Origin of the sequence: Pseudomonas sp. FW300-N2F2 (assembly GCF_017351655.1) — a bacterium.
Taxonomy (GTDB): Bacteria; Pseudomonadota; Gammaproteobacteria; order Pseudomonadales; family Pseudomonadaceae; genus Aquipseudomonas; species Aquipseudomonas fluorescens_AA.
In genome coordinates this window covers 975,050-998,750 of sequence record NZ_JACNDQ010000002.1, presented here as the reverse complement: position 1 = coordinate 998,750, position 23,701 = coordinate 975,050, and the positions used below count along the sequence as shown (strand labels likewise).

General features: G+C 62.7%; 21 protein-coding genes. 17 read left to right on the top strand and 4 right to left on the bottom strand.

Annotated features, from left to right (window positions below; genetic code table 11):
• Window positions 1-17: 17 nt before the first annotated feature.
• The 3 genes from hydA to preA all read left to right on the top strand — a co-directional run bounded on the left by hydA (window position 18) and on the right by preA (window position 4,282).
• Complete coding sequence (hydA, locus tag J4E63_RS19140) at window positions 18-1,457, top strand: dihydropyrimidinase (RefSeq protein WP_207282986.1); 1,440 nt, start codon at window positions 18-20, stop codon at window positions 1,455-1,457.
• 182 nt (window positions 1,458-1,639) lie between these two features.
• Window positions 1,640-3,007: an NAD(P)-dependent oxidoreductase gene (locus J4E63_RS19135; RefSeq protein ID WP_207282985.1), complete on the top strand. Its 1,368-nt coding sequence runs from the start codon at window positions 1,640-1,642 to the stop codon at window positions 3,005-3,007.
• Entirely contained in the window at window positions 3,008-4,282 is a 1,275-nt protein-coding gene (gene preA, locus J4E63_RS19130) for an NAD-dependent dihydropyrimidine dehydrogenase subunit PreA (protein ID WP_123415676.1), read from the top strand.
• Between the two features lie 143 nt (window positions 4,283-4,425).
• On the opposite strand, the gene J4E63_RS19125 is transcribed toward preA, so the two are convergent.
• Window positions 4,426-5,046 carry a TetR/AcrR family transcriptional regulator gene (locus tag J4E63_RS19125; protein ID WP_207282984.1) on the bottom strand — a complete coding sequence of 207 codons (621 nt, stop codon included), beginning with the start codon at window positions 5,044-5,046 and terminating at the stop codon, window positions 4,426-4,428.
• Window positions 5,047-5,558: 512 nt separating this feature from the next.
• Between J4E63_RS19125 and J4E63_RS19120 the strand changes: the two genes are divergently transcribed.
• The 7 genes from J4E63_RS19120 (at window position 5,559) to J4E63_RS19090 (ending at window position 12,679) form a co-directional block, all read left to right on the top strand.
• Entirely contained in the window at window positions 5,559-6,788 is a 1,230-nt protein-coding gene (locus J4E63_RS19120) for an OprD family porin (protein WP_219738752.1), read from the top strand.
• 145 nt (window positions 6,789-6,933) lie between these two features.
• Entirely contained in the window at window positions 6,934-7,755 is an 822-nt protein-coding gene (locus tag J4E63_RS19115) for an NAD(P)-dependent oxidoreductase (RefSeq protein ID WP_207282982.1), read from the top strand.
• 42 nt (window positions 7,756-7,797) lie between these two features.
• On the top strand, window positions 7,798-8,703 hold the full coding sequence (locus J4E63_RS19110) for an SMP-30/gluconolactonase/LRE family protein (RefSeq protein WP_207282981.1): 906 nt from the start codon (window positions 7,798-7,800) through the stop codon (window positions 8,701-8,703).
• A 56-nt stretch (window positions 8,704-8,759) separates the two neighbouring features.
• Window positions 8,760-9,728, top strand: a complete 969-nt coding sequence (locus J4E63_RS19105) for a TRAP transporter substrate-binding protein (protein WP_060741714.1) — start codon at window positions 8,760-8,762, stop codon at window positions 9,726-9,728.
• A gap of 75 nt (window positions 9,729-9,803) precedes the next feature.
• Window positions 9,804-10,331: a TRAP transporter small permease gene (locus J4E63_RS19100; RefSeq protein ID WP_060741713.1), complete on the top strand. Its 528-nt coding sequence runs from the start codon at window positions 9,804-9,806 to the stop codon at window positions 10,329-10,331.
• Window positions 10,331-11,611 carry a TRAP transporter large permease gene (locus tag J4E63_RS19095; RefSeq protein WP_060741712.1) on the top strand — a complete coding sequence of 427 codons (1,281 nt, stop codon included), beginning with the start codon at window positions 10,331-10,333 and terminating at the stop codon, window positions 11,609-11,611. The genes J4E63_RS19100 and J4E63_RS19095 overlap by 1 nt, the downstream gene beginning before the upstream one ends.
• 198 nt (window positions 11,612-11,809) lie before the next feature.
• The gene (locus J4E63_RS19090; protein WP_207282980.1) at window positions 11,810-12,679 is read left to right on the top strand and encodes an aldose 1-epimerase; all 870 of its coding nucleotides are present in this window, start codon (window positions 11,810-11,812) and stop codon (window positions 12,677-12,679) included.
• 128 nt (window positions 12,680-12,807) lie between these two features.
• Here J4E63_RS19090 and J4E63_RS19085 read toward each other — a convergent pair whose 3' ends face one another.
• Complete coding sequence (locus J4E63_RS19085) at window positions 12,808-13,608, bottom strand: sulfite exporter TauE/SafE family protein (protein ID WP_207282979.1); 801 nt, start codon at window positions 13,606-13,608, stop codon at window positions 12,808-12,810.
• 207 nt (window positions 13,609-13,815) lie between these two features.
• On the opposite strand from J4E63_RS19085, the gene J4E63_RS19080 reads away from it, so the two are divergent.
• The gene (locus J4E63_RS19080; RefSeq protein ID WP_207282978.1) at window positions 13,816-14,679 is read left to right on the top strand and encodes an MBL fold metallo-hydrolase; all 864 of its coding nucleotides are present in this window, start codon (window positions 13,816-13,818) and stop codon (window positions 14,677-14,679) included.
• A gap of 127 nt (window positions 14,680-14,806) precedes the next feature.
• On the opposite strand, the gene bkdR is transcribed toward J4E63_RS19080, so the two are convergent.
• Entirely contained in the window at window positions 14,807-15,295 is a 489-nt protein-coding gene (gene bkdR / locus J4E63_RS19075; protein ID WP_003202929.1) for a Bkd operon transcriptional regulator BkdR, read from the bottom strand.
• 192 nt (window positions 15,296-15,487) lie between these two features.
• On the opposite strand from bkdR, the gene J4E63_RS19070 reads away from it, so the two are divergent.
• The 5 genes from J4E63_RS19070 (at window position 15,488) to J4E63_RS19050 (ending at window position 21,718) form a co-directional block, all read left to right on the top strand.
• Entirely contained in the window at window positions 15,488-16,723 is a 1,236-nt protein-coding gene (locus J4E63_RS19070; protein ID WP_207282977.1) for a 3-methyl-2-oxobutanoate dehydrogenase (2-methylpropanoyl-transferring) subunit alpha, read from the top strand.
• A 1-nt stretch (window position 16,724) separates the two neighbouring features.
• Window positions 16,725-17,783 (top strand): alpha-ketoacid dehydrogenase subunit beta, encoded by a 1,059-nt coding sequence (locus tag J4E63_RS19065; protein WP_060741703.1) that lies wholly within the window; start codon window positions 16,725-16,727, stop codon window positions 17,781-17,783.
• On the top strand, window positions 17,784-19,052 hold the full coding sequence (locus tag J4E63_RS19060; RefSeq protein ID WP_207282976.1) for a dihydrolipoamide acetyltransferase family protein: 1,269 nt from the start codon (window positions 17,784-17,786) through the stop codon (window positions 19,050-19,052). It abuts the gene before it with no gap.
• A gap of 3 nt (window positions 19,053-19,055) precedes the next feature.
• The gene (lpdA, locus tag J4E63_RS19055) at window positions 19,056-20,441 is read left to right on the top strand and encodes a dihydrolipoyl dehydrogenase (RefSeq protein WP_207282975.1); all 1,386 of its coding nucleotides are present in this window, start codon (window positions 19,056-19,058) and stop codon (window positions 20,439-20,441) included.
• Between the two features lie 257 nt (window positions 20,442-20,698).
• Window positions 20,699-21,718: a branched-chain amino acid aminotransferase gene (locus J4E63_RS19050; RefSeq protein WP_207282974.1), complete on the top strand. Its 1,020-nt coding sequence runs from the start codon at window positions 20,699-20,701 to the stop codon at window positions 21,716-21,718.
• 83 nt (window positions 21,719-21,801) lie between these two features.
• On the opposite strand, the gene J4E63_RS19045 is transcribed toward J4E63_RS19050, so the two are convergent.
• Window positions 21,802-22,731: a DMT family transporter gene (locus J4E63_RS19045; protein WP_207282973.1), complete on the bottom strand. Its 930-nt coding sequence runs from the start codon at window positions 22,729-22,731 to the stop codon at window positions 21,802-21,804.
• Window positions 22,732-22,840: 109 nt separating this feature from the next.
• On the opposite strand from J4E63_RS19045, the gene J4E63_RS19040 reads away from it, so the two are divergent.
• The gene (locus J4E63_RS19040; RefSeq protein ID WP_207282972.1) at window positions 22,841-23,632 is read left to right on the top strand and encodes a helix-turn-helix domain-containing protein; all 792 of its coding nucleotides are present in this window, start codon (window positions 22,841-22,843) and stop codon (window positions 23,630-23,632) included.
• Window positions 23,633-23,701: the final 69 nt, after the last annotated feature.

The window sequence follows — 23,701 nt, the reverse complement described above, 5'->3', positions numbered from 1 at the left end:
CCTGCGAGGAACTCGGAATGTCTCTGTTGATCCGTGGCGCCACCGTTATTACCCATGATGAAAGTTATCGCGCCGATGTGTTTTGCGCCGACGGCGTGATCAAGGCCATCGGTGACAACCTGGATGTTCCGGCCGCCGTCGAAGTGCTCGATGGCAATGGTCAATACCTGATGCCCGGCGGCATCGATCCCCATACGCATATGCAGTTGCCGTTCATGGGCACGGTCGCCAGTGAAGACTTCTTCAGCGGCACGGCGGCGGGTCTCGCCGGTGGCACCACGTCGATCATCGACTTCGTGATTCCCAACCCCCAACAGTCGCTGATGGAAGCCTTTCATCAATGGCGGGGCTGGGCCGAGAAAAGCGCCAGTGACTACGGTTTCCACGTGGCGATCACCTGGTGGAGCGAGCAGGTGCGCGAAGAAATGGCCGAGCTGGTCAGCCATCACGGGGTGAACAGCTTCAAGCATTTCATGGCCTACAAGAATGCAATCATGGCCGCCGACGACACCTTGGTCGCAAGCTTCGAGCGCTGCCTTGAATTGGGCGCGGTGCCCACCGTGCACGCCGAGAATGGCGAACTGGTCTACCACCTGCAACGCAAGCTGCTGGCCCAGGGCATCACCGGCCCCGAAGCCCATCCGTTGTCACGCCCTTCGCAAGTGGAAGGCGAAGCCGCGAGCCGCGCCATCCGCATCGCCGAAACCCTGGGCACGCCGCTGTACCTGGTGCACGTGTCCACCAAGGAAGCCCTGGACGAAATCACCTACGCCCGCAGCAAGGGCCAACCGGTCTACGGTGAAGTACTGGCCGGGCATCTGTTGCTGGACGACAGTGTCTATCGCGATCCCGACTGGCAGACTGCCGCCGGCTACGTGATGAGCCCGCCCTTCCGCCCACGCGGACATCAAGAGGCACTCTGGCACGGCTTGCAGTCCGGCAACCTGCACACCACCGCCACCGACCACTGCTGCTTCTGCGCCGAACAGAAGGCTGCCGGGCGTGACGACTTCAGCAAGATCCCCAACGGCACCGCCGGAATCGAAGACCGCATGGCGGTGCTTTGGGACGAGGGGGTCAATAGCGGCAAATTGTCGATGCAGGACTTCGTCGCTCTCACCTCCACCAACACCGCGAAGATTTTCAATCTCTACCCACGCAAGGGGGCGATCCGCGTCGGCGCCGATGCGGACCTGGTGCTCTGGGATCCCCAGGGCAGCCGCACGATCTCAGCCAAGACCCATCACCAGCAAGTGGACTTCAACATCTTCGAAGGCAAGACCGTGCGCGGCGTGCCCAGCCACACCATCAGCCAGGGTCGGCTGGTGTGGGCCGACGGCGACCTGCGGGCCGAGCGCGGCGCCGGGCGCTACATCGAACGACCGGCGTACCCGGCGGTGTTCGATTTGCTGAGCAAGCGGGCGGAGTTGCACAGGCCGGTTGCCGTGAAGCGCTGAACCCAGGCCTTCGGCCTATCGCGAGCAAGCTCGCTCCCACACTGGATCTCGGGTGGGCGTGAAATCTGTGTGCACAGCAGATCCCTTGTGGGAGCGAGCTTGCTCGCGATGAGGCCAGTCCAGACACCGAAAAAACCACTGCCCACCAGAGGCAGCACCTCAAACACCGTGAGGCCCACTCCATGATCCAGCCCTTGAGTCACCTCCCCCATTCCCAGGAAGACCCGGCCACCCTCGCCGCCCGCTTCAGCGACCTGGCGCCGCCGCTCAACGTGCGCCAGGCCCACCTGGAAGCGTCCCGCTGCCTGTACTGCTACGACGCGCCCTGCGTGAACGCCTGTCCGAGCGAGATCGATATTCCGTCGTTCATTCGCAACATCCACCAGGACAACGTCCAAGGCGCGGCGCAGAAAATCCTCTCGGCCAACATCCTCGGCGGCAGTTGCGCCCGGGTCTGCCCCACGGAGGTCCTGTGCCAGCAAGCCTGCGTGCGCAACAACGCCCATGAGTGCGCGCCGGTGTTGATCGGCTCGTTGCAACGCTACGCGGTGGACAATGCGCACTTCAGCGAACACCCGTTCAAGCGTGCCGCCACCACCGGCAAGCGCATCGCCGTGGTCGGGGCCGGGCCGGCGGGGTTGGCGTGTGCGCACCGCAGTGCGATGCATGGCCATGACGTGGTGATTTTCGAAGCCCGGGACAAGGCCGGCGGCCTCAACGAATACGGGATCGCCAAGTACAAACTGGTGGACGATTACGCCCAACGCGAGCTGGACTTCCTGCTGGACATCGGCGGCATCGAAATCCGTCACGGCCAGAAACTCGGCGAGAACCTCAGCCTGAGCGACCTGCACCAGCAGTTCGACGCAGTGTTCCTCGGCCTCGGCCTGGCCGCCAGCAAGCAACTGGGCCTGAGCGACGAACAGGCCCCGGGGCTGCTGGCCGCCACCGAGTACATCCGCGAACTGCGCCAGGCCGACGACCTCAGCCAGTTGCCGCTGGCCGACCGTTGCATCGTGCTCGGTGCCGGCAACACCGCCATCGACATGGCCGTGCAGATGGCTCGCCTCGGCGCCCGGGACGTCAACCTGGTCTACCGTCGTGGCCTTGAAGACATGGGTGCCACCTTGCATGAGCAAGACATCGCCAAGGCTAATCAGGTGCGTCTGCTGACCTGGGCCCAACCGCAACAGGTGTTGCTCGATGACGCCGGGCATGTGCGCGGCATGCGCTTTTCCCGTACCCATCTGGAAAACGGTCGACTGGTCATCGGTGCCGAGACCTTCGACCTGGCCGCCGACGCCGTTTTCAAAGCCATCGGCCAAGCCTTCGATGACCACGCACTGGTGGACCCGCTGGCCCGGGAGCTCAAGCGCCAGGACGGGCGAATTCTGGTGGACGAACACCTGCGCACCAGCGTTCCCGGTGTCTACGCCGGCGGCGATTGCACCAGCCTGGACCAGGACCTCACCGTGCAGGCGGTGCAGCACGGCAAGCTCGCCGCCGAGGCGATCAACGCTCAACTGATGCTTAACGTGGAGGCTGCGTAAATGGCCGATCTGTCGATTGTCTTCGCCGGCATCAAAGCCCCCAACCCGTTCTGGCTGGCCTCCGCACCACCCACCGACAAGGCCTACAACGTGGTCCGCGCCTTCGAGGCCGGCTGGGGTGGCGTGGTCTGGAAAACCCTCGGTGAGGATCCAGCGGCCGTGAATGTGTCCTCGCGTTATTCGGCCCACTACGGTGCCAATCGCGAGGTCTTGGGCATCAACAACATCGAGCTGATCACCGACCGTTCCCTGGAGATCAACCTGAGGGAAATCACCCAGGTGAAAAAGGACTGGCCGGACCGGGCGTTGATCGTGTCGCTGATGGTGCCCTGCGTCGAAGAATCCTGGAAACGCATCCTGCCCCTGGTGGAAGCCACCGGCGCCGACGGCATCGAGTTGAACTTCGGCTGCCCCCACGGCATGCCGGAACGGGGCATGGGCGCGGCGGTCGGCCAGGTGCCGGAGTACGTCGAACAAGTGACCCGCTGGTGCAAGACCTATTGCTCGCTGCCGGTGATCGTCAAGCTCACGCCGAACATCACCGACATCCGCGTCGCCGCCCGGGCGGCCCATCGGGGTGGCGCGGACGCGGTGTCGTTGATCAACACCATCAACTCCATCACCAGCGTCGACCTGGACCGCATGGTCGCCCTGCCCAGCGTCGGCAGCCAGAGCACCCATGGCGGTTACTGCGGTTCGGCGGTCAAGCCCATCGCCTTGAACATGGTCGCCGAAATCGCCCGCGACCCGCAGACCCAAGGCTTGCCGATCTGCGGCATCGGCGGCATCGGCAGTTGGCGCGACGCAGCGGAATTCATCGCCCTGGGCAGCGGCGCGGTGCAGGTCTGCACGGCGGCGATGCTGCATGGGTTTCGCATCGTCGACGAGATGAAGGATGGCTTGTCGCGGTGGATGGATGAGCACGGCCACGCCAACCTCCAGGCGTTCTCCGGTCGCGCGGTGGGCAACACCACTGACTGGAAGTACCTGGACATCAACTACCAGGTCATCGCCAAGATCGACCAGGAGGCGTGCATCGGTTGCGGGCGCTGCCACATCGCCTGTGAAGACACTTCACACCAGGCCATCGCCAGTCTCAAGCAGGCGGACGGCACGCGTAAATATGAAGTGATCGATGAAGAGTGCGTGGGCTGCAACCTGTGCCAGATCACCTGCCCGGTGCAGGACTGCATCGAGATGGTGACGGTGGATACCGGCAAGCCGTTTCTGGATTGGAACCATGACCCGCGCAATCCCTATCATGTAACAGCTTGAAGGTAGGCGTGTCTGGACTGGCGCCATCGCGAGCAAGCTCGCTCCCACAGTGGATCGTGTCGTTCACAGATGTTGTGTACAGCAGAGATCCAGTGTGGGAGCGAGCTTGCTCGCGATGAGGCCATCAGCTTCACCACAAAACCTCAAGGCTCCAACCCGATCCCCCGCAAAATCACCCCGGTCACCGTCTGCACCGCCCGTTCGAATTGCATGTCGGACAGCGACTGGTGGTCGTTGAGAATATTGATCTGGTGGTCGAAGTCGGCGTAGTGCTGGGTCGAGGCCCAGATCATGTAGAGCAGGCTTGAGGGCTCCACCGGGAGGATGCGTTTGTCCTCGACCCACTGGCGGATTTTCGCTTCCTTCATCTTGGCCCAGTCATAGAGGCTAGCATCCAGCGCCTGGCCCAGGGTCGGGGCACCGTGGATGATTTCGTTGGCCCAGACCTTGGAGCCGTAGGGCCGGCTGCGGGAGTGGTTCATCTTGGCGCGGATATAGCTGCTGAGCACCACACGCGGGTCGTCGAACATTTCGAAGCACAAGGCATCCTGTTTCCATACCTCCAGCAGATCGAACAGCACGGCGCTGTACAGTTCGCTCTTGGTGCTGAAGTAGTAATGCAGGTTGGAACGAGGCAATTGCACTTCAGCGGCGATGTCGGCCATGGCGGTGCTGCCGAAGCCTTTCTCGGCAAAGACCTTCTCCGCGGCCAACAGGATTTTCTCGACGTTACTGCGACGAATCTCGATCTTGTGATTGCCCATGAGGGCTCCCTGGCAACAGCGTTGCTCAAGACTAGCATCCGCCCACTTTCGAAAACACTGGGGGCTCGCTCCCCATTTGACCGTGCATGTTCAGGCGGATGTACACAATGCTCTTGTGGCGAGGGAGCTTGCTCCCTCGCCACAAGAGACCTCACCGTCCATGAGCGCGTGGGCATTCGACTAATGTCTTAGACCAGTCATCGCACAACCAAGCACCCTCCCCGCTATCCTCAAACCACAGATCTGCCCGGCGCCACGGCCTGCGATCTTGACCTCGTCCAGCAACAGCCATTGAAACACCTCATTTTGAAGCAAGGCCGAGTTGGATAATTCCGATAATGGCCAGTTGACAACGAGCAACCGCTTCCAAATAATCCCTCTAATGTTGTACGACGACGTATGACAAAAATAAAAACAACAAAAAAGTAGGGAGCGTCATAGTGAGCACACGTGTCCGTTTTTCGCCCGACCAACGTCCAGACCGCCGTACCCTTCTCAACACCAGCCCCGCCCTGATCCTGCTCGGTTGTAGCGGTCTTGCCGCATTTCTACCAACGACCGCCAGCGCCGAAGGCTTCGTCGATGACGCCAAGGCCACGCTGACCCTGCGCAACGCCTACTTCAACCGCAACTTCACCAACCCGAACAACGCCCAGGGCAAGGCCGAGGAATGGACCCAGAACTTCATCCTCGACGCGAAGTCCGGCTTCACCCAGGGCACGGTCGGTTTCGGCGTGGACGTGCTGGGCCTGTACTCGGTCAAGCTCGACGGCGGCCGTGGCACGGCGGGTACGCAATTGCTGCCGGTGCATGACGACGGTCGCCCGGCCGACGACTTCGGCCGTTTGGGCGTGGCCCTGAAGGCCAAGGTGTCGAAGACCGAGCTGAAGGTCGGCGAGTGGATGCCAGTGCTGCCGATCCTGCGTTCCGACGACGGCCGCTCCCTGCCGCAAACCTTCCGTGGCGGCCAGGTGACCTCCACCGAAATCAACGGCCTGAGCCTCTACGGCGGCCAGTTCCGTGGCAACAGCCCGCGCAACGACGCGAGCATGGAAGACATGTCCATGAACGGCCGCGGTGCGTTCACCTCCGATCGTTTCAACTTCGGCGGTGGCGAATACACCTTCAACGAAAAACGCACCCAGGTCGGCGTGTGGTACGCGGAACTGTCCGACATCTACCAGCAGCAATATTTCAACCTGACCCACAGCCAGCCCATCGGCGACTGGACCCTGGGCGCCAACCTTGGCTACTTCATCGGCAAGGAAGACGGCAGCGCCCTGGCCGGCGACCTGGACAACAAAACCGCATTCGCCATGCTCTCGGCCAAATACGGCGGCAACACCTTCTACGTCGGCCTGCAGAAAGTCGGCGGCGATGACGCCTGGATGCGCGTCAACGGCACCAGCGGCGGCACCCTGGCCAACGACAGCTACAACTCCAGCTATGACAACGCCAAGGAAAAATCCTGGCAACTGCGCCACGACTTCAACTTCGCCGCCGTCGGCGTGCCGGGCCTGACCTTGATGAACCGCTACATCAGCGGTGACAACGTGCACACCGCCACGGTCGACGACGGCAAGGAATGGGGCCGCGAAACCGAACTGGCCTACACCGTGCAGAGCGGCGCGTTGAAGAGCCTCAACGTGAAATGGCGTAACTCGACGATGCGCCGGGATTACAGCACCAACGAATTCGATGAGAACCGTATTTTCATCAGCTATCCGATCAGTTTGTTGTAAGGCGGTTGGGTGGGTCTGCTAGTGAGGGGGCGGCTGGGCTGGTGCCTTCGCGAGCAGGCTCGCTCCCACAAGGAAAGGTCACCCTTTGCCCGCGGTCATATGGCCTATACAACGGATATCACTCACTGTTTGCTCAGGTAATGCCATGACGACGACACCGATTCGCCAACCCCTCAATCGCCTGCTGCTGACCGGCGCCGCCGGCGGCCTGGGCAAAGTCCTGCGCGAGCGCCTCAAGCCTTTCGCCCGCCACATCCGGCTGTCGGATATCGCCAACATGGCCCCGGCCATCGATGAAAGCGAAGAAGTGGTGCCGTGCGACCTGTCCGATAAACAGGCCGTGCACCGATTGGTGGAAGGCGTCGACGCCATCCTGCATTTCGGGGGTGTTTCGGTGGAGCGCCCGTTCGAAGAGATCCTCGGCGCCAACATCAGTGGCGTGTTCCACATCTACGAAGCCGCCCGCAAGCATGGCGTCAAGCGCGTGATCTTCGCCAGTTCCAACCACGTCATCGGCTTCTACAAGCAGGACGAAGCCCTCGATGCCCTCTCCCCGCGCCGCCCGGATGGCTACTACGGCCTGTCCAAGTCCTACGGCGAAGACGTCGCCAGTTTCTACTTCGATCGCTACGGCATCGAGACCGTGAGCATCCGCATTGGCTCGTCGTTCGCCGAGCCACAGAACCGCCGGATGATGAGCACCTGGCTGAGCTTCGACGACCTCACCCAACTGCTCGAATGCTCGCTCTACACGCCCAAGGTCGGCCACACCGTGGTCTACGGCGTGTCCGCCAACCGCGACGTCTGGTGGGACAACAGCCACGCCGCGCACCTGGGTTACCAACCCAAGGACACTTCCGAGATTTTCCGCGACAAGATCGAGGCCCAGCCAATGCCGGCCGCCGACGACCCGGCCAGGATCTACCAGGGCGGTGCCTTCGTCGCAGCCGGCCCGTTCGACGACTGATTGGCCTGTTTCCATGGGATACGAACGTACAAAGGAATCACCATGCAAGCCGAATTGATTGTCGATGCACGCAACGCCGTCGGGGAGAGCCCGGTGTGGGTCCCCGAGGAAAACGCCCTGTATTGGGTGAACATCCCCAACGGTGGCCTGCAACGCTGGAATGCCAGCAGCGGAAAAATCCAGGGCTGGGAAGCCCCCGAAATGCTTGCCTGCATTGCCCGTCACCAGGACGGCGGCTGGGTCGCGGGCATGGAAAGCGGTTTCTTCCGCCTGCACCCCCATGACGACGGCAGCCTCGACAGCGAACTCTGTGGGAGCGTCGAGCACAGCCGCATCGACATGCGCCTCAACGATGGCCGTTGCGACCGCCAGGGTCGCTTCTGGGCCGGCAGCATGGTGCTGAACATGGCCGCCAACGTCGACGAAGGCCGGATGTACCGGTATGAAGCCGGGCAACGCAGCCCGGTCGAGGCGCAACTGAGCGGTTTCATCGTGCCCAATGGCCTGGGCTTCAGCCCGGACGGGCGGACGATGTACCTCTCCGACTCGCACCCGTTGAGCCAGCAGATCTGGGCTTTCGATTACGACATCGACAGCGGCACCCCATCCAACCGGCGGCTGTTCGTCGACATGCTGCCCCTGGCCGGTCGCCCGGACGGCGCGGCAGTCGACGCCGATGGTTGCTACTGGATCTGCGCCAACGACGCCGGGCTGATTCACCGTTTCACCCCCGATGGACGTCTCGACCGTTCGCTGGAGGTGCCGGTGAAAAAACCCACCATGTGCGCCTTTGGCGGCAGCCGCCTGGACACCCTCTTCGTCACCTCGATCCGCCCCGGCGACGACAACGACCCACAGTCCCTGGCCGGTGGCGTGTTCGCCCTCAAGCCCGGCGTCAAGGGCCTGGCCGAACCCGCTTTTGGAGGGTCGAAGCACTCCGCGAACTGACCTGCTGTGCCGCTTCATTGGATGAGCCATAAAAACAACAAAACTGGAGATGGACCATGAATTTCAAACGCACGCTTTTGATCGCAGCCCTGCCCCTGGCCTTCCTGGCCCAGGCGGCCCATGCCCTTGAACTCAAGATCGCCGACATCCATCCCAAGGGCTACCCCACCGTGATGGCCGAAGAAAGCATGGGCAAGACCCTGACCAAAGAGACCAACGGCGAGCTGACCTTCAAATACTTCCCAGGCGGTGTATTGGGTTCCGAGAAGGAAGTCATCGAGCAGATGCAAGTCGGCGCGATACAGATGTCCCGGGTCAGCCTGGGTATCGTCGGTCCTGTGGTGCCGGATGTGAACGTGTTCAACATGCCGTTCATCTTCCGCGACCAGGCCCACATGCGCGCCGTCATCGACGGTGATGTGGGCGATGCGATCCTCGACCGGATCACCAACTCCGAGTTCGGCCTGGTGGCCCTGGCCTGGATGGACGGCGGCACGCGCAACATCTACACCAAGAAGCCGGTGCGCAAGCTCGAAGACCTCAAGGGCATGAAGATCCGCGTGCAAGGCAACCCGATGTTCATCGAGATGATGAACGCCATGGGCGCCAACGGTATTGCGATGGACACCGGTGAAATCTTCAGCGCCCTGCAGACCGGCGTGATCGACGGCGCGGAAAACAACCCGCCGACCCTGCTCGAACACAACCACTACCAAAACGCCAAGTACTACAGCCTCACCGGACACCTGATCCTGCCAGAGCCGATCGTGATGTCGAAAATCACTTGGGAAAAACTGACCCCGGATCAACAGACGATGGTCAGGAAAGCCGCCAAGGCTGCCCAGGCCGAAGAGCGTGCGCTGTGGGACCAGAAGTCCACCGCCAGCGAAGAAAAACTCAAGGCTGCGGGTGTCGAGTTCATCACGGTCGACAAAAAACCCTTCTACGACGCCACCGCACCGGTACGGGCCAAGTACGGCGCGCCCTATGCCGACCTGATCAAGCGTATCGAAGCCGTTCAGTAACGCCTCCCGTTCTGTACTCATGAAAAGGCCCGGCACGCCTGATGCCCAAGGCGTGCCCGGTTACGGTGGAACCCGATGAAGAATTTGCTGCTGCGTATCAACGATAAGATCTACATGACGTGCATCTGGGTTGCCGGCCTTTCCGTCCTGGCGATTTCCCTGATGATTCCCTGGGGCGTGTTCGCCCGCTACGTGCTGGGCTCCGGCTCGAGCTGGCCCGAGCCCACGGCGATCCTGCTGATGATGGTGTTCACCTTCATTGGTGCCGCCGCCAGTTACCGCGCCGGTGCGCACATGGCCGTGGCCATGCTCACCGACCGCATGCCACCGCACCTGAAATCCGCCGCGTCGATCTTTTCCCAATTGCTCATGGCCCTGATCTGCATCTTCATGACGGTCTGGGGCTTCAAGCTGTGCATGTCCACCTGGAACCAGTTCATGGCTTCCCTGCCCGGCCTGCGAGTTGGCGTGACCTATTTGCCGATTCCCCTGGGCGGCTTGCTGACGCTGGTTTTTGTCCTGGAAAAACTCTTGCTCGGTGACCAGAGCAAACGGCGGGTCGTGCAGTTCGACCTGGTTGAAGAAAGTGAAGGTGCCGCTTAATGGACGCTCTGATTCTGCTGGGCAGTTTTATCGTGTTGATCCTGATCGGCATGCCGGTCGCCTACGCCTTGGGCGCCGCCGCCCTGATCGGTGCGTGGTGGATCGACATCCCGTTCCAGGCCGTGATGATCCAGGTGGCGGGTGGGGTGAACAAGTTCTCCCTGTTGGCCATTCCGTTCTTCGTGCTGGCCGGTGCGATCATGGCCGAGGGCGGCATGTCCCGCCGCTTGGTGGCATGTGCCGGGGTGCTGGTGGGTTTTGTGCGTGGTGGCCTGTCACTGGTCAACATCGTCGCCTCGACCTTCTTCGGCGCGATCTCCGGTTCGTCAGTGGCCGACACCGCGTCGGTGGGCTCGGTGCTGATTCCGGAAATGGAACGCAAGGGCTATCCACGGGACTTTTCCACCGCCGTGACCGTCAGCGGTTCGGTGCAAGCCCTGCTCACCCCGCCAAGCCATAACTCGGTGCTCTACTCCCTGGCCGCCGGCGGTACGGTCTCGATTGCCTCGCTGTTCATGGCGGGCATCGTGCCAGGCTTGCTGATGAGCGCGTGCCTGATGGTGTTGTGCCTGATCTTCGCGAAAAAGCGCAACTACCCCAAGGGCGAAGTGATCCCGATGCGCCAGGCGTTGAAAATCGTCGGCGAAGCCCTGTGGGGCCTGATGGCGATGGTGATCATCCTCGGCGGCATCCTGTCGGGCATCTTCACCGCCACCGAATCGGCGGCCATCGCGGTGCTGTGGTCGTTCTTCGTGACCATGTTCATCTATCGCGACTACAAGTGGCGTGAACTGCCGAAGCTGATGCACCGCACCGTGCGCACCATCTCCATCGTGATGATCCTGATCGGCTTCGCCGCCAGTTTCGGCTACATCATGACGCTGATGCAGATCCCGGCGAAGATCACCACGATGTTCCTGACCCTGTCGGACAACCGCTACGTGATCCTGATGTGCATCAACGTGATGTTGCTGCTGTTGGGCACCGTGATGGACATGGCGCCGCTGATCCTGATCCTCACGCCGATCCTGATGCCGGTTATCGTCGGCATCGGCGTGGACCCGGTGCAGTTCGGCATGATCATGCTGGTGAACCTGGGCATCGGGCTGATAACGCCACCCGTGGGGGCGGTGCTGTTCGTCGGCTCCGCCATCGGCAAGGTCAGTATCGAAAGCACGGTCAAGGCACTGCTGCCGTTCTACGCCGTGCTGTTCCTGGTGCTGATGCTGGTGACCTACGTGCCAGCCCTGTCGCTGTGGTTGCCGCACCTGGTGTTGTAACCATTCCATCAGCAAGCAAGCCCCCTTGTGGCGAGGGAGCTTGCTCCCGCTGGACTGCGAAGCAGGCCCAAGTTATTTGTTTCAGCACAAATTTTTGGGGCGGCTTCGCCACCCAGCGGGAGCAAGCTCCCTCGCCACAACAGCGTCCACACAAAATCTGCATTTCCTCACTGCTTTTCAATCCAGCAGACAACCACCATGACCCCACCCCTTCTCCATCTCGAAGACGAACTGACCCGCCTCACGCTGGCCCCGCATCTGGGTGCCAGCCTGGTCGACTGGACCTTGCGCAGCAGCGGCGCCCCGCTGCTACGCCCGCCCGCGCCGCAAGCCCTGGAAAACGGCCTGCCCGGCAAGCTCGGTGGCTTCCCATTGATCCCCTGGTCGAACCGGATCGCCCACGGCGGCTTCGACTGTCCCGGCGGCTGGCTGGCCCTGGACGCCAACAGCCCCAACGACCCGTTCCCCATCCATGGCAGCGCCTGGCAGCAACCGTGGCAAGTGACCGAACAGAATGCCCAGGAAGCGCTGCTGCAACTCGACAGTCAGCACCCGTTCGGTTATTGCGCCAGTTTGCGTGTCCGCTTGCGCGGCGGCCAGTTGCAAATCGCGATGCTCGTCACCCACACGGCGAAACAGCCGGCGTGGCATGGGCTCGGCCTGCACCCATACTTCCCGCGCACCGCCGGCACGCGCCTGCGAACCCGAGCGAGCGAAACCTGGCTGTGCGACGCCACGAAACTGCCGACGGAACGGATCGACCTCCCCGAACACTGGAACTTCCAGGAGTCCCGCTTATTGCCGGACACTCTCGTGGACAACGGCTTCGGTGGCTGGGACGGACATTGCCTGATCCAACAGCTGGACCTGGGCTACGAGCTGGCGTGCCAGGCCAGCGGCTGCGATTACTTCCTGCTCTACTGCCCCGTGGGCCTGGATTTCTTTTGCATCGAACCGGTCAGCCACCCGGTCAACGCCCACCACCTGCCGGGACGACCGGGGTTGCGCCTGCTGGAGCAAGGGCAATCGGTGGCGCTGGGGTTTTCGATGCAGTGCCGGTTGCTGTAGACACACACCCGTGGCGAGGGAGCTTGCTCCCGCTCGGCTGCGAAGCAGACGCCCTGGGGAACCGTAGGGGCCTGCTGCGCAGTCCAGCGGGAGCAAGCTCCCTCACCACAGATTGTGTCCAGCCGGGACTACGCCCGCACCCACATGAACACTGCCACCCCCAGGCACACCCCGGCGAACCCCACTTGCAGCGCCCGGGCCGGAACCTTGGCCGCCACTCGCCGCCCGAGCACCATCCCGACGATGCTCGCCGCAATGAACGCCATCCCTACCCGGTCGATGCTCACCCCGGCATGAAACGCGCCCACCACGCCAATCAACGAAATCAGGCTGATGACCATCAAGGAAGTCGCGACGATCCCGCGCATCTGCACATCGGTCAGTTGCTTGAACGCCGGCACGATCAGGAAGCCGCCCCCCACGCCGAGCAACCCCGAGACCAGGCCAGTCACCGCGCCCAATGCCGACAGCGTGGCGGTGCAACGAGGCGTCCAGGCCAGGCGGCCGGTCTGGCGGTCGAGCATGCAGTTTTTCTGGCCCCAACTGGCGGCGCCATGATCGCTGGGCCCCACTTGCGGCGTTTCGCGACGCAACATGCGCGCCGCCACCAGCACCATCAGCAGGCTGAACAGCATCATCAGGATTTTTTCCGAGAGCTGGTGGGCGAGGTAGATGCCCAGCGGCGAAAACACCGCGCCCAGCAGTGCGATCAGCAGGGCCGCACGGTAGCGCACCAGGCCATGGCGCAACCCGTCGATGGCCCCCACCGCCGCCGCGCTACCCACCGCGAACAACGCCACCGGCGCGGCCTGGATCATGCTCCAGCCCAGGCCCAACACCAACGCCGGCACCGCCAGGATGCCGCCGCCCGCCCCCGTCAGGCCAAGGAGCAAGCCCATGACCACACCAAAAAAACTTGCCAGTAACATTCAGGTTCTCTCAAGCCGCGCACACCTGTTGGCAGGTGCGATCGCATTTGCAGGACGCCTTGGCCCTCACTAAGCTGCGGACCATATGTTGTAAGTCCCAAGCGTTGCAACAAGCTATTTTAGATTGGTATGTGGCGAGGGAGCTTGCTCCCGCTGGGCTGCGGAGCAGCCCCCTTTCATGAGCTCTTCCCGCACAGGTTCGCTGTCATGCCCGCGCAGATCCAAAGCTTTCTCGACCCCGCCTCAAAGACCTATACCCACGTCATTTTCGAGCACGACGGTGGGCAATGCGCGGTGGTCGATCCAGTGCTCGACTACGACCCGACTTCGGGACGCACCGCCACCGAACAGGCCGACCGGGTGATCGCCTTCGTGGGCGAACACCGATTGAACGTGCAATGGCTACTGGAAACCCATGCCCACGCCGACCACTTGTCGGCCGCGCCCTACCTGCGCCAGAAACTGGGCGGCAAGATTGCCATCGGCCAGTCCATCAACCAGGTCCAGAGCGTCTTCAAGGCGCTGTTCAACCTCGAACCGCAATTCGCGGCGGATGGCTCGCAGTTCGATCACCTGTTCGCCGCCGACGAGTCCTTCTTCATTGGCAACCTCAAGGCCACCGCCCTGCACGTGCCCGGCCACACCCCGGCGGACATGGCCTACCTGATCGATGGCGACGTGATCCTGGTGGGCGACACGCTGTTCATGCCCGACGTAGGCACCGCCCGTTGCGACTTCCCTGGCGGCAATGCCCATCAGCTCTACGCCTCGATCCGCAAGCTGCTGGCCTTCCCCGCCGGGGTACGGCTGTATGTGTGCCACGACTATCCACCGGAGGAACGCGAGCCCCACTGCATGAGCACCGTGGGCGAGCAGCGCCAGCACAACATTCATGTCCGCGATGGCATCGATGAAGCTTCGTTCGTGGCCATGCGTACCCAGCGCGACAAGACGCTGGGCATGCCGACGCTGCTGTTGCCGGCGATCCAGGTGAATGTGCGGGCCGGCCATCTGCCGCCGGCCGAGGACAATGGCGTGACGTACCTGAAGATTCCGATCAATCAGCTTTAGAAGCTTGTACTGAATGTAATGGCCTCATCGCGAGCAAGCTCGCTCCCACAGGAGATTGATTAACACCACCAATCCAGTGTGGGAGCGAGCTTGCTCGCGATGGCAGTGGGTCAGGCAACAATGAGCCTCAGGTTCCCAAGGTCAGCCCATTGGCCGGCAACGGCAGCGCGGTCTTGTAGCGCACCTGCTTGAGGGCAAAGCTCGAACGGATGTTCGCCACGCCCGGGACCTTGGTCAGGAAGTCCATCATGAACCGCTCCAGCGACTGGATGGTCGGCACCAGCACGCGGATCAGGTAGTCCGGATCGCCGGCCATCAGGTAGCACTCCATCACCTCCGGCCGGTCGGAAATCGCCTCCTCGAAGTGCTGCAACGCCTCCTCCACCTGCTTCTCCAGGCTCACATGAATGAACACGTTGACGTGCAACCCCAGCAGGTCGGCATCCAGCAGCGTGACCTGCTCGCGGATCACCCCCAACTCCTCCATCGCCCGTACCCGGTTGAAGCACGGCGTCGGCGACAGATTCACCGAACGGGCGAGATCGGCGTTGGTGATGCGGGCGTTTTCCTGAAGGCTGTTCAGAATGCCGATGTCGGTGCGATCCAATTTACGCATGAGACAAATAATCCTGCTTTTTATCGTTGTGCAGATTTTTTATCTGCAAATGATCTGAACAGCAAGCTAACAGAGAAAAATATTCTTCTTCGTCGAGCCTATGATTGTTGTAGGACAATTTCCCCTACCCGGGGACATTCGTCAGCTAGCGCGCCCACTACAAGAAATTCACAAGATCGAGCGTAGAAAGCCATGAACCCAGCGTACGAACCGCTACGCCTGCACGTCCCCGAACCCTCGGGCCGTCCCGGCTGCAAGACCGACTTTTCCTACCTGCATCTGTCCGATGCCGGCACGGTGCGCAAACCTCCCATCGACGTCGAACCCGCCGACACCGCCGACCTGGCCCGCAGCCTGATCCGCGTGCTCGATGACCAGGGCAATGCCTTGGGCGACTGGGCGGCGGACATTCCCGTCGATATCCTGCGCAAAGGCATGCGCGCCATGCTCAAGACGCGCATCTACGACAACCGCATGGTGGTCGCCCAGCGCCAGAAAAAGATGTCGTTCTACATGCAAAGCCTTGGCGAAGAAGCCATCGGCAGCGCCCAGGCCCTGGCGTTGAACATCGACGACATGTGCTTCCCCACCTACCGCCAGCAAAGCATTCTGATGGCCCGCGAGGTGCCGCTGGTGGACCTGATCTGCCAACTGCTGTCCAACGAGCGCGATCCGCTCAAGGGCCGGCAATTGCCGATCATGTACTCGGTCAAGGACGCCGGTTTCTTCACCATTTCCGGCAACCTCGCCACGCAATTCATCCAGGGCGTGGGCTGGGGCATGGCCTCGGCGATCAAGGGCGACACCAAGATCGCCTCGGCCTGGATCGGTGACGGCGCCACCGCCGAATCGGACTTCCACACCGCCCTCACCTTCGCTCACGTCTACCGGGCGCCGGTGATCCTCAACGTGGTCAACAACCAGTGGGCGATCTCCACCTTCCAGGCCATTGCCGGCGGTGAAGCCACGACGTTCGCCGGACGCGGCGTCGGTTGCGGCATCGCCTCCCTGCGTGTCGATGGCAACGATTTCATGGCGGTCTACGCCGCCTCGCGCTGGGCCGCCGAACGTGCCCGCCGCAACCTCGGCCCGGCGCTGATCGAATGGGTCACCTACCGCGCCGGCCCGCACTCCACCTCGGACGATCCCTCCAAATACCGCCCCGCCGACGACTGGAGCCACTTCCCGCTGGGCGATCCAATTGCCCGCCTCAAACAGCACATGGTCAAGATCGGCCAGTGGTCCGAAGAGGAACATGCGGCGGTCAGCGCCGAACTCGAAGCCGAGGTGATCGCCGCGCAGAAGGAAGCCGAACAGTACGGCACCCTCGCCGGCGGGCAGACTCCCAGCGCCGCGACCATGTTCGAAGACGTCTACAAAGAGATGCCGGAGCACTTGAAGCGCCAGCGTCAGCAGTTGGGGATCTGACATGAACGATCACAACAACAATATTGCGTTGGACACCGCCATGACCACTACCACCATGACCATGATCCAGGCCCTGCGCTCGGCCATGGACGTGATGCTCGAGCGCGACGACAACGTCGTGGTGTTCGGCCAGGACGTGGGCTACTTCGGCGGCGTGTTCCGCTGCACCGAAGGCCTGCAGAACAAATACGGCACCTCGCGGGTGTTCGACGCACCGATTTCCGAAAGCGGCATCGTCGGCGTGGCGGTGGGCATGGGCGCCTACGGGCTGCGGCCGGTGGCCGAGATCCAGTTCGCCGACTACGTCTACCCGGCGTCGGACCAGATCATTTCCGAGGCGGCGCGCCTGCGCTATCGCTCGGCCGGCGAGTTCACCGCGCCGATGACCCTGCGCATGCCCTGCGGCGGCGGCATCTACGGCGGCCAGACCCACAGCCAGAGCATCGAGGCGATGTTCACCCAGGTCTGCGGCCTGCGCACCGTGATGCCATCCAACCCCTACGACGCCAAGGGCTTGCTGATCGCCTCCATCGAAAACGATGACCCGGTGATCTTCCTCGAACCCAAGCGCCTGTATAACGGCCCGTTCGACGGCCACCACGACCGACCGGTAACCCCGTGGTCGAAACACCCCTCGGCCCAGGTGCCGGACGGTTACTACACCGTGCCGCTGGACGTCGCCGCCATCACCCGTCCGGGCAAGGACGTGACAATTCTCACCTACGGCACCACGGTCTACGTTTCCCAAGTGGCGGCTGAAGAAACCGGCATCGACGCCGAAGTCATCGACCTGCGCAGCCTCTGGCCGCTGGACCTTGAGACCATCGTCAAATCCGTGAAGAAGACCGGCCGTTGCGTGGTCGTCCACGAAGCCACCCGCACCTGCGGTTTCGGCGCCGAACTGGTGTCGTTGGTGCAAGAACACTGCTTCCACCACCTGGAAGCGCCCATCGAGCGTGTCACCGGTTGGGACACCCCCTACCCGCATGCGCAGGAGTGGGCGTATTTCCCTGGGCCGTCCCGAGTGGGCGCGGCGTTGAAACGGGTCATGGAGGTCTGAATGGGCACGCACGTTATCAAGATGCCGGACATTGGCGAAGGCATCGCCGAAGTTGAATTGTCGGTGTGGCACGTCAAGGTCGGCGACATGGTGGTCGAAGACCAGGTACTCGCCGATGTCATGACCGACAAGGCGATGGTGGATATCCCTTCGCCGGTGCATGGCCGGGTCATCGCCCTGGGCGGCGAGCCGGGTGAAGTCATGGCGGTGGGCAGCGAACTGATCCGCATTGAAGTCGAAGGTGCGGGTAACTTGAAAGAATCGGCACAACCGGCTCCCGCCGCGGCGGCTGCGCAGGCGCCGAAGCCGGCGCCAGTGGCAACGCCTGAACCGGTGCTGGAAAAGACCGCCGCCCCTCGCCCGGCGGCGCAAGCCCCGGTGGCCCGCGATCCCGACGAGCGTCCTCTGGCCTCGCCGGCCGTGCGCAAACACGCGCTGGACCTGGGCATTCAATTGCGCCTGGTCCAGGGCAGCGGCCCGGCCGGACGGGTCCTGCACGAAGACCTCGAAGCCTACCTGGCCCAGGGTCCGTCGTCCCAGGCCAAGGGCGGTTCGGGTTATGCCGAACGCCACGACGAGCAGCAGATCCCGGTGATCGGCATGCGCCGCAAGATCGCCCAGCGCATGCAGGAAGCGACCCAACGCGCGGCTCATTTCAGCTACGTCGAGGAAATCGACGTCACGGCCCTGGAAGAGCTGCGGGTTCACTTGAATGAAAAACACGGCGCCAGTCGCGGCAAGCTGACCTTGCTGCCGTTCCTGGTCCGCGCCCTGGTCGTGGCCCTGCGGGACTTTCCGCAGATGAATGCGCGCTACGACGACGAAGCCCAGGTCATCAATCGCTCAGGCGCGGTGCATGTGGGCGTCGCCACCCAGAGCGACGTTGGCCTGATGGTGCCGGTGGTCCGTCACGCCGAAGCCCGTACCCTGTGGGACAGCGCGGCGGAAATCGCCCGCCTGGCCACGGCGGCCCGCACGGGCAAGGCCAGTCGCGATGAACTGTCCGGCTCGACCATCACCCTGACCAGCCTCGGTACCCTCGGCGGCATCGTCAGCACGCCGGTGCTGAACCTGCCGGAAGTGGCGATTGTCGGCGTGAACAAAATCGTCGAGCGGCCCATGGTGATCAAGGGTCAGATCGTGATCCGCAAGATGATGAACCTCTCCAGCTCCTTCGATCACCGGGTGGTCGACGGCATGGACGCGGCGCAATTCATCCAGGCCCTGCGCGGCTTGCTCGAACAACCCGCCACCCTGTTCGTGGAGTAAGGTATGCAACAGACTTTGAACACCACGCTGCTGATCATCGGCGGCGGCCCCGGCGGCTATGTGGCGGCGATCCGCGCCGGGCAATTGGGCATCTCGACCATCCTGGTGGAAGGCCAAGCGTTGGGCGGCACCTGCCTGAACATCGGTTGCATCCCGTCCAAGGCGTTGATCCATGTGGCCGAGCAGTTCCACCAGACCCGACATCACAGCCAGGGCTCGGCCCTGGGCATCACGGTGGCGGCGCCAACGCTGGACATCGGCAAGAGCGTGGAATGGAAGGACGGCATCGTCGATCGCCTGACCACCGGCGTCGCGGCATTGCTGAAAAAGCACAAGGTCCAGGTCATTCATGGCTGGGCCAAGGTGATCGATGGCAAGACGGTCGAGGTCGGCGATACCCGCATCCAATGCGAACACCTGCTGCTGGCCACCGGTTCGAAAAGCGTCAACCTGCCGATGCTGCCACTGGGCGGGCCAATCATTTCTTCCACCGAAGCCCTCGCCCCCACCTCGGTGCCCAAGCACCTGGTGGTGGTCGGTGGTGGCTACATCGGCCTGGAGCTGGGCATCGCCTATCGCAAGCTCGGCGCCGAGGTCAGCGTGGTCGAGGCCCAGGAGCGGATCCTGCCAGCTTACGACGGCGAGCTGACGCAACCGGTGCACGAGGCGCTCAAGCAACTGGGCGTGAAGCTGTACCTCAAGCACAGCGTCGAAGGGTTCAATGCCCAGGCCAGCACCTTGCAAGTGCGCGATCCCAATGGCGACACGCTGAACCTGGACACCGACCGGGTGCTGGTGGCAGTCGGGCGCAAACCCAACACCCAGGGCTGGAACCTTGAAGCGCTGGACCTGGCGATGAACGGTTCGGCGGTGAACATCGACAGTCGTTGCCAGACCAGCATGCGCAACGTCTGGGCCATCGGCGACCTGAGCGGCGAACCGATGCTCGCCCACCGGGCCATGGCCCAAGGCGAAATGGTCGCCGAGCTGATCGCCGGCCAGCATCGGGAATTCAACCCGACCGCCATCGCCGCGGTGTGCTTCACCGACCCGGAACTGGTGGTGGTCGGCAAGACGCCGGACGAGGCCAAGGCTGCCGGGCTGGACTGCCTGGTTTCGAGCTTCCCGTTCGCCGCCAACGGCCGGGCCATGACCCTGGAATCGAAAAGCGGTTTCGTCCGGGTCGTGGCGCGCCGGGACAATCACTTGATCGTGGGCTGGCAAGCGGTCGGCGTCGGCGTGTCGGAGCTGTCCACGGCGTTTGGTCAGTCCCTGGAAATGGGCGCGCGCCTGGAGGATATCGCCGGCACCATCCACGCCCATCCAACGCTGGGCGAGGCCGTGCAGGAAGCGGCGTTGCGGGCGTTGGGGCATGCGTTGCATCTGTGATTCAGGGGAATTGATGGTGTGAGTAAGGGCCCTATCGCGAGCAAGCTCGCTCCCACATGGGATTACGTTCCCATGAACGACCGTTATCACCTGTGGGAGCGAGCTTGCTCGCGATTTTCAAGAACACCATCATTTATCTGTCTGCACCTTGTCGTGCGGGCTGCGAAACAGCCCTGGAATGAAGTATTGTTGTCCCCATCCAAAAAACGTCAGAAGCCTTGAACCGTTTCGACGGTTGTTAAGAAATAGAGGGTGTCATGGGTAACGAGAGCATCAATTGGGACAAACTGGGCTTTGACTACATCAAGACCGACAAGCGCTACCTGTCGCACTGGCGCGATGGCGCCTGGGACGCGGGCACCCTGACCGACGACAACGTGCTGCACATCAGCGAGGGCTCCACGGCCCTGCACTATGGTCAGCAGTGCTTCGAAGGCCTGAAGGCCTATCGTTGCAAGGACGGTTCGATCAACCTGTTCCGCCCGGACCAGAACGCCGCCCGCATGCAGCGCAGCTGTGCCCGCCTGCTGATGCCGCAGGTCGAGACCGAGCAGTTCGTCGAAGCCTGCAAGCAAGTGGTCCGCGCCAACGAGCGCTTCATCCCGCCGTACGGCACTGGCGGCGCGCTGTACCTGCGTCCGTTCGTGATCGGCGTGGGTGACAACATCGGCGTGCGCACCGCACCCGAGTTCATCTTCTCGATTTTCTGCATCCCGGTCGGCGCCTACTTCAAGGGCGGCCTGACCCCGCACAACTTCCTGATCTCCAGCTTCGACCGCGCCGCGCCGCAAGGCACCGGTGCGGCCAAGGTCGGTGGCAACTACGCCGCCAGCCTGATGCCCGGCTCCCAGGCCAAGAAGGCCAGTTTCGCCGACTGCATCTACCTGGACCCGATGACCCATTCGAAAATCGAGGAAGTCGGCTCGGCCAACTTCTTCGGCATCACCCACGACAACAAATTCGTCACCCCAAGATCCCCTTCGGTCCTGCCGGGCATCACTCGCCTGTCGTTGATCGAACTGGCCAAATCGCGCCTGGGCCTGGAAGTGATCGAAGGCGACGTGTTCATCGACAAGCTGTCGGACTTCAAGGAAGCCGGTGCTTGCGGTACCGCTGCGGTGATCACCCCGATTGGCGGCATCAGCTACAAGGACAAGCTGCACGTGTTCCACAGCGAAACCGAAGTCGGCCCGATCACCCAGAAGCTCTACAAGGAGCTGACCGGCGTGCAGACCGGCGACGTGGAAGCGCCGGCGGGTTGGATCGTCAAGGTTTGACCTAGGCAACCGCCTGCTCAGTGCATGCATAAAAAAGCCCACCCCTGCCTCGGCAAGGGTGGGCTTTTTACTGGCTGCTTCGGCTACCCCCGACGCAATACCAACCACCGCCCCCAACGCTGGCAAAACCATCCGTAACCGCTGACCAGCAAGATCCCGCCCAGCACCAGGACCGCGCCAACGATAAAGTTCGGCTCCAGCGGCTCGTCCAGCAACCAGACACCAAAACCGATGCCAAACAGCGGCGTCATGAACGACAGCACGCCCAACTGCGAAGCCAGGTAGTGGCGCAGCAGCGAGAACCAGATCAGGAAACTGGCGAAGGACACCAGCAACACCTGGAACGCCAGGCTGGCAATGAGTTGCGGCGTGGGGTTGATCGTCGTTTGCGCCAACGCCACGGACATTGCGATCAGCAGCACCCCGGCGCCCACCAGTTGATACAGCAGTGTCTGGCTGGCCGGCACGTCGGTCAGCCGCGAACAGCGTACCGTCACCGTGGTTGCGCCCCACAGCGCGCCGGCCAGCAAACCCATGCCGTCACCGAGCAACGAGCTGCCGTTCGCCGCCTCCGAGCCGCCACTGAAGGCCACCACGATCCCGCCGAAGGCAACCGCGATGCCCAGCCATTGCGCCGGCTTGAGGCGTTCGCTCGGCAGTTTCCAGTGCAAACCGAGGGCGGCGAACATCGGGGCGGTGTACAGGAAAATCACCATGTGCGAAGCCGTCGTATGACGCAGGCCTTCGCCCACCATCACGAACTCCAGGGCAAACAACAACCCCACCAACAGGCCCGGACGCCAACTGCCATCGGCCAGGGACAGGCGTTCACCCCGCGCCAGCACCAACAACCAGACCAGTACCGCGGCAATGGCCGAGCGCACGCCCAGTTGCAGCATTGGCGCCATGTCGGCGGCGCTGGCCTTGATCGCGACTTGCTGGAAACCCCAGATGGCACAGAGTCCAGTCATCAGGGCACTGACCTGGCCATCCAGGGTGCGGCGGGTGGTCATGGAAAAGGTCCTTGGGCAGAAATGGATGAAAGGATTGTCTGCCTGACACCTTTGCTGGATATAGTGATTACCCGACAAGCCATCCCGGTAATCCGCCATTGCGGTCGATATGCAGCCTCCAGCCCAACATCTGAAAATGCCTCCGTTCGACGCGGCCCTGCCCTCGCCGATTTTCTTTCGCAGCGCCTGCATGCCGGCCCACGCCACTTACCCCCGGCATCGACATGCCTGGGGTGAGTTCGTCTACTCCTACAGTGGAGTGATGGAAATCGAGATCGCCCAGCACCATTACCTGGCGCCACCGCAGTACGGCATCTGGCTGCCGCCGGACATGGAACACGTTGGGTTCAATCGGCATGAGGCCTGTCATTGTTCGTTGTACTTGGCGGCCGAACTGTGCGCTGCGCTGCCGGCCGTCCCCTGCGCGCTGACCTTGAGCCCACTGATCCGCGCGTTGCTGGAAGAGCTGCACAACGAACCGCCGAGCCAACCGCAGACACCCGAGCAGCAGCGCTTGTTGCAGGTGCTGGTGGACAAGCTGGCTCAGGCGCCCCATGCCGGTAGCTACCTGCCCTCCTCGGATGATCCACTGCTGGGCCCCGTATTGCGGGCCCTGGAGGCGAACCCCAGCGACCCGCGCTCCTTGCCGCAACTGGCCCGTGCCGCCAACACCACCGAACGCACGCTGATGCGCCGGGCCCAACGGGACCTGGGCATGTCCCTGGTGGAATGGCGCCAGCGCCTGAAAGTCATCGAGGCCCTGGCCCTGCTCGAACGTGGCCAGAGCGTGGAAACCATTGGCCTGGACCTGGGCTACAGCAGCGCCTCGGCGTTCATCAGCATGTTTCGCAAAATGATGGGCACCACGCCGGATGAGTATCGACGCAGGCATATGGCTTGAGGATGAGGGTGGCGCTGGAATGGCTATCGCGAGCAAGCTCGCTCCCACAGGGTTTGTCGGTGGGTATCA

Coding starts and splice junctions, on each gene's coding strand:
- hydA (WP_207282986.1), top strand. CDS start 18: ATGTCTCTGTTGATCCGTGGCGCCACCGTTATTACCCATGATGAAAGT.
- J4E63_RS19135 (WP_207282985.1), top strand. CDS start 1,640: ATGATCCAGCCCTTGAGTCACCTCCCCCATTCCCAGGAAGACCCGGCC.
- preA (WP_123415676.1), top strand. CDS start 3,008: ATGGCCGATCTGTCGATTGTCTTCGCCGGCATCAAAGCCCCCAACCCG.
- J4E63_RS19125 (WP_207282984.1), bottom strand. CDS start 5,046: ATGGGCAATCACAAGATCGAGATTCGTCGCAGTAACGTCGAGAAAATC.
- J4E63_RS19115 (WP_207282982.1), top strand. CDS start 6,934: ATGACGACGACACCGATTCGCCAACCCCTCAATCGCCTGCTGCTGACC.
- J4E63_RS19110 (WP_207282981.1), top strand. CDS start 7,798: ATGCAAGCCGAATTGATTGTCGATGCACGCAACGCCGTCGGGGAGAGC.
- J4E63_RS19105 (WP_060741714.1), top strand. CDS start 8,760: ATGAATTTCAAACGCACGCTTTTGATCGCAGCCCTGCCCCTGGCCTTC.
- J4E63_RS19100 (WP_060741713.1), top strand. CDS start 9,804: ATGAAGAATTTGCTGCTGCGTATCAACGATAAGATCTACATGACGTGC.
- J4E63_RS19095 (WP_060741712.1), top strand. CDS start 10,331: ATGGACGCTCTGATTCTGCTGGGCAGTTTTATCGTGTTGATCCTGATC.
- J4E63_RS19090 (WP_207282980.1), top strand. CDS start 11,810: ATGACCCCACCCCTTCTCCATCTCGAAGACGAACTGACCCGCCTCACG.
- J4E63_RS19085 (WP_207282979.1), bottom strand. CDS start 13,608: ATGTTACTGGCAAGTTTTTTTGGTGTGGTCATGGGCTTGCTCCTTGGC.
- J4E63_RS19080 (WP_207282978.1), top strand. CDS start 13,816: ATGCCCGCGCAGATCCAAAGCTTTCTCGACCCCGCCTCAAAGACCTAT.
- bkdR (WP_003202929.1), bottom strand. CDS start 15,295: ATGCGTAAATTGGATCGCACCGACATCGGCATTCTGAACAGCCTTCAG.
- J4E63_RS19070 (WP_207282977.1), top strand. CDS start 15,488: ATGAACCCAGCGTACGAACCGCTACGCCTGCACGTCCCCGAACCCTCG.
- J4E63_RS19065 (WP_060741703.1), top strand. CDS start 16,725: ATGAACGATCACAACAACAATATTGCGTTGGACACCGCCATGACCACT.
- J4E63_RS19060 (WP_207282976.1), top strand. CDS start 17,784: ATGGGCACGCACGTTATCAAGATGCCGGACATTGGCGAAGGCATCGCC.
- lpdA (WP_207282975.1), top strand. CDS start 19,056: ATGCAACAGACTTTGAACACCACGCTGCTGATCATCGGCGGCGGCCCC.
- J4E63_RS19050 (WP_207282974.1), top strand. CDS start 20,699: ATGGGTAACGAGAGCATCAATTGGGACAAACTGGGCTTTGACTACATC.
- J4E63_RS19045 (WP_207282973.1), bottom strand. CDS start 22,731: ATGACCACCCGCCGCACCCTGGATGGCCAGGTCAGTGCCCTGATGACT.
- J4E63_RS19040 (WP_207282972.1), top strand. CDS start 22,841: ATGCAGCCTCCAGCCCAACATCTGAAAATGCCTCCGTTCGACGCGGCC.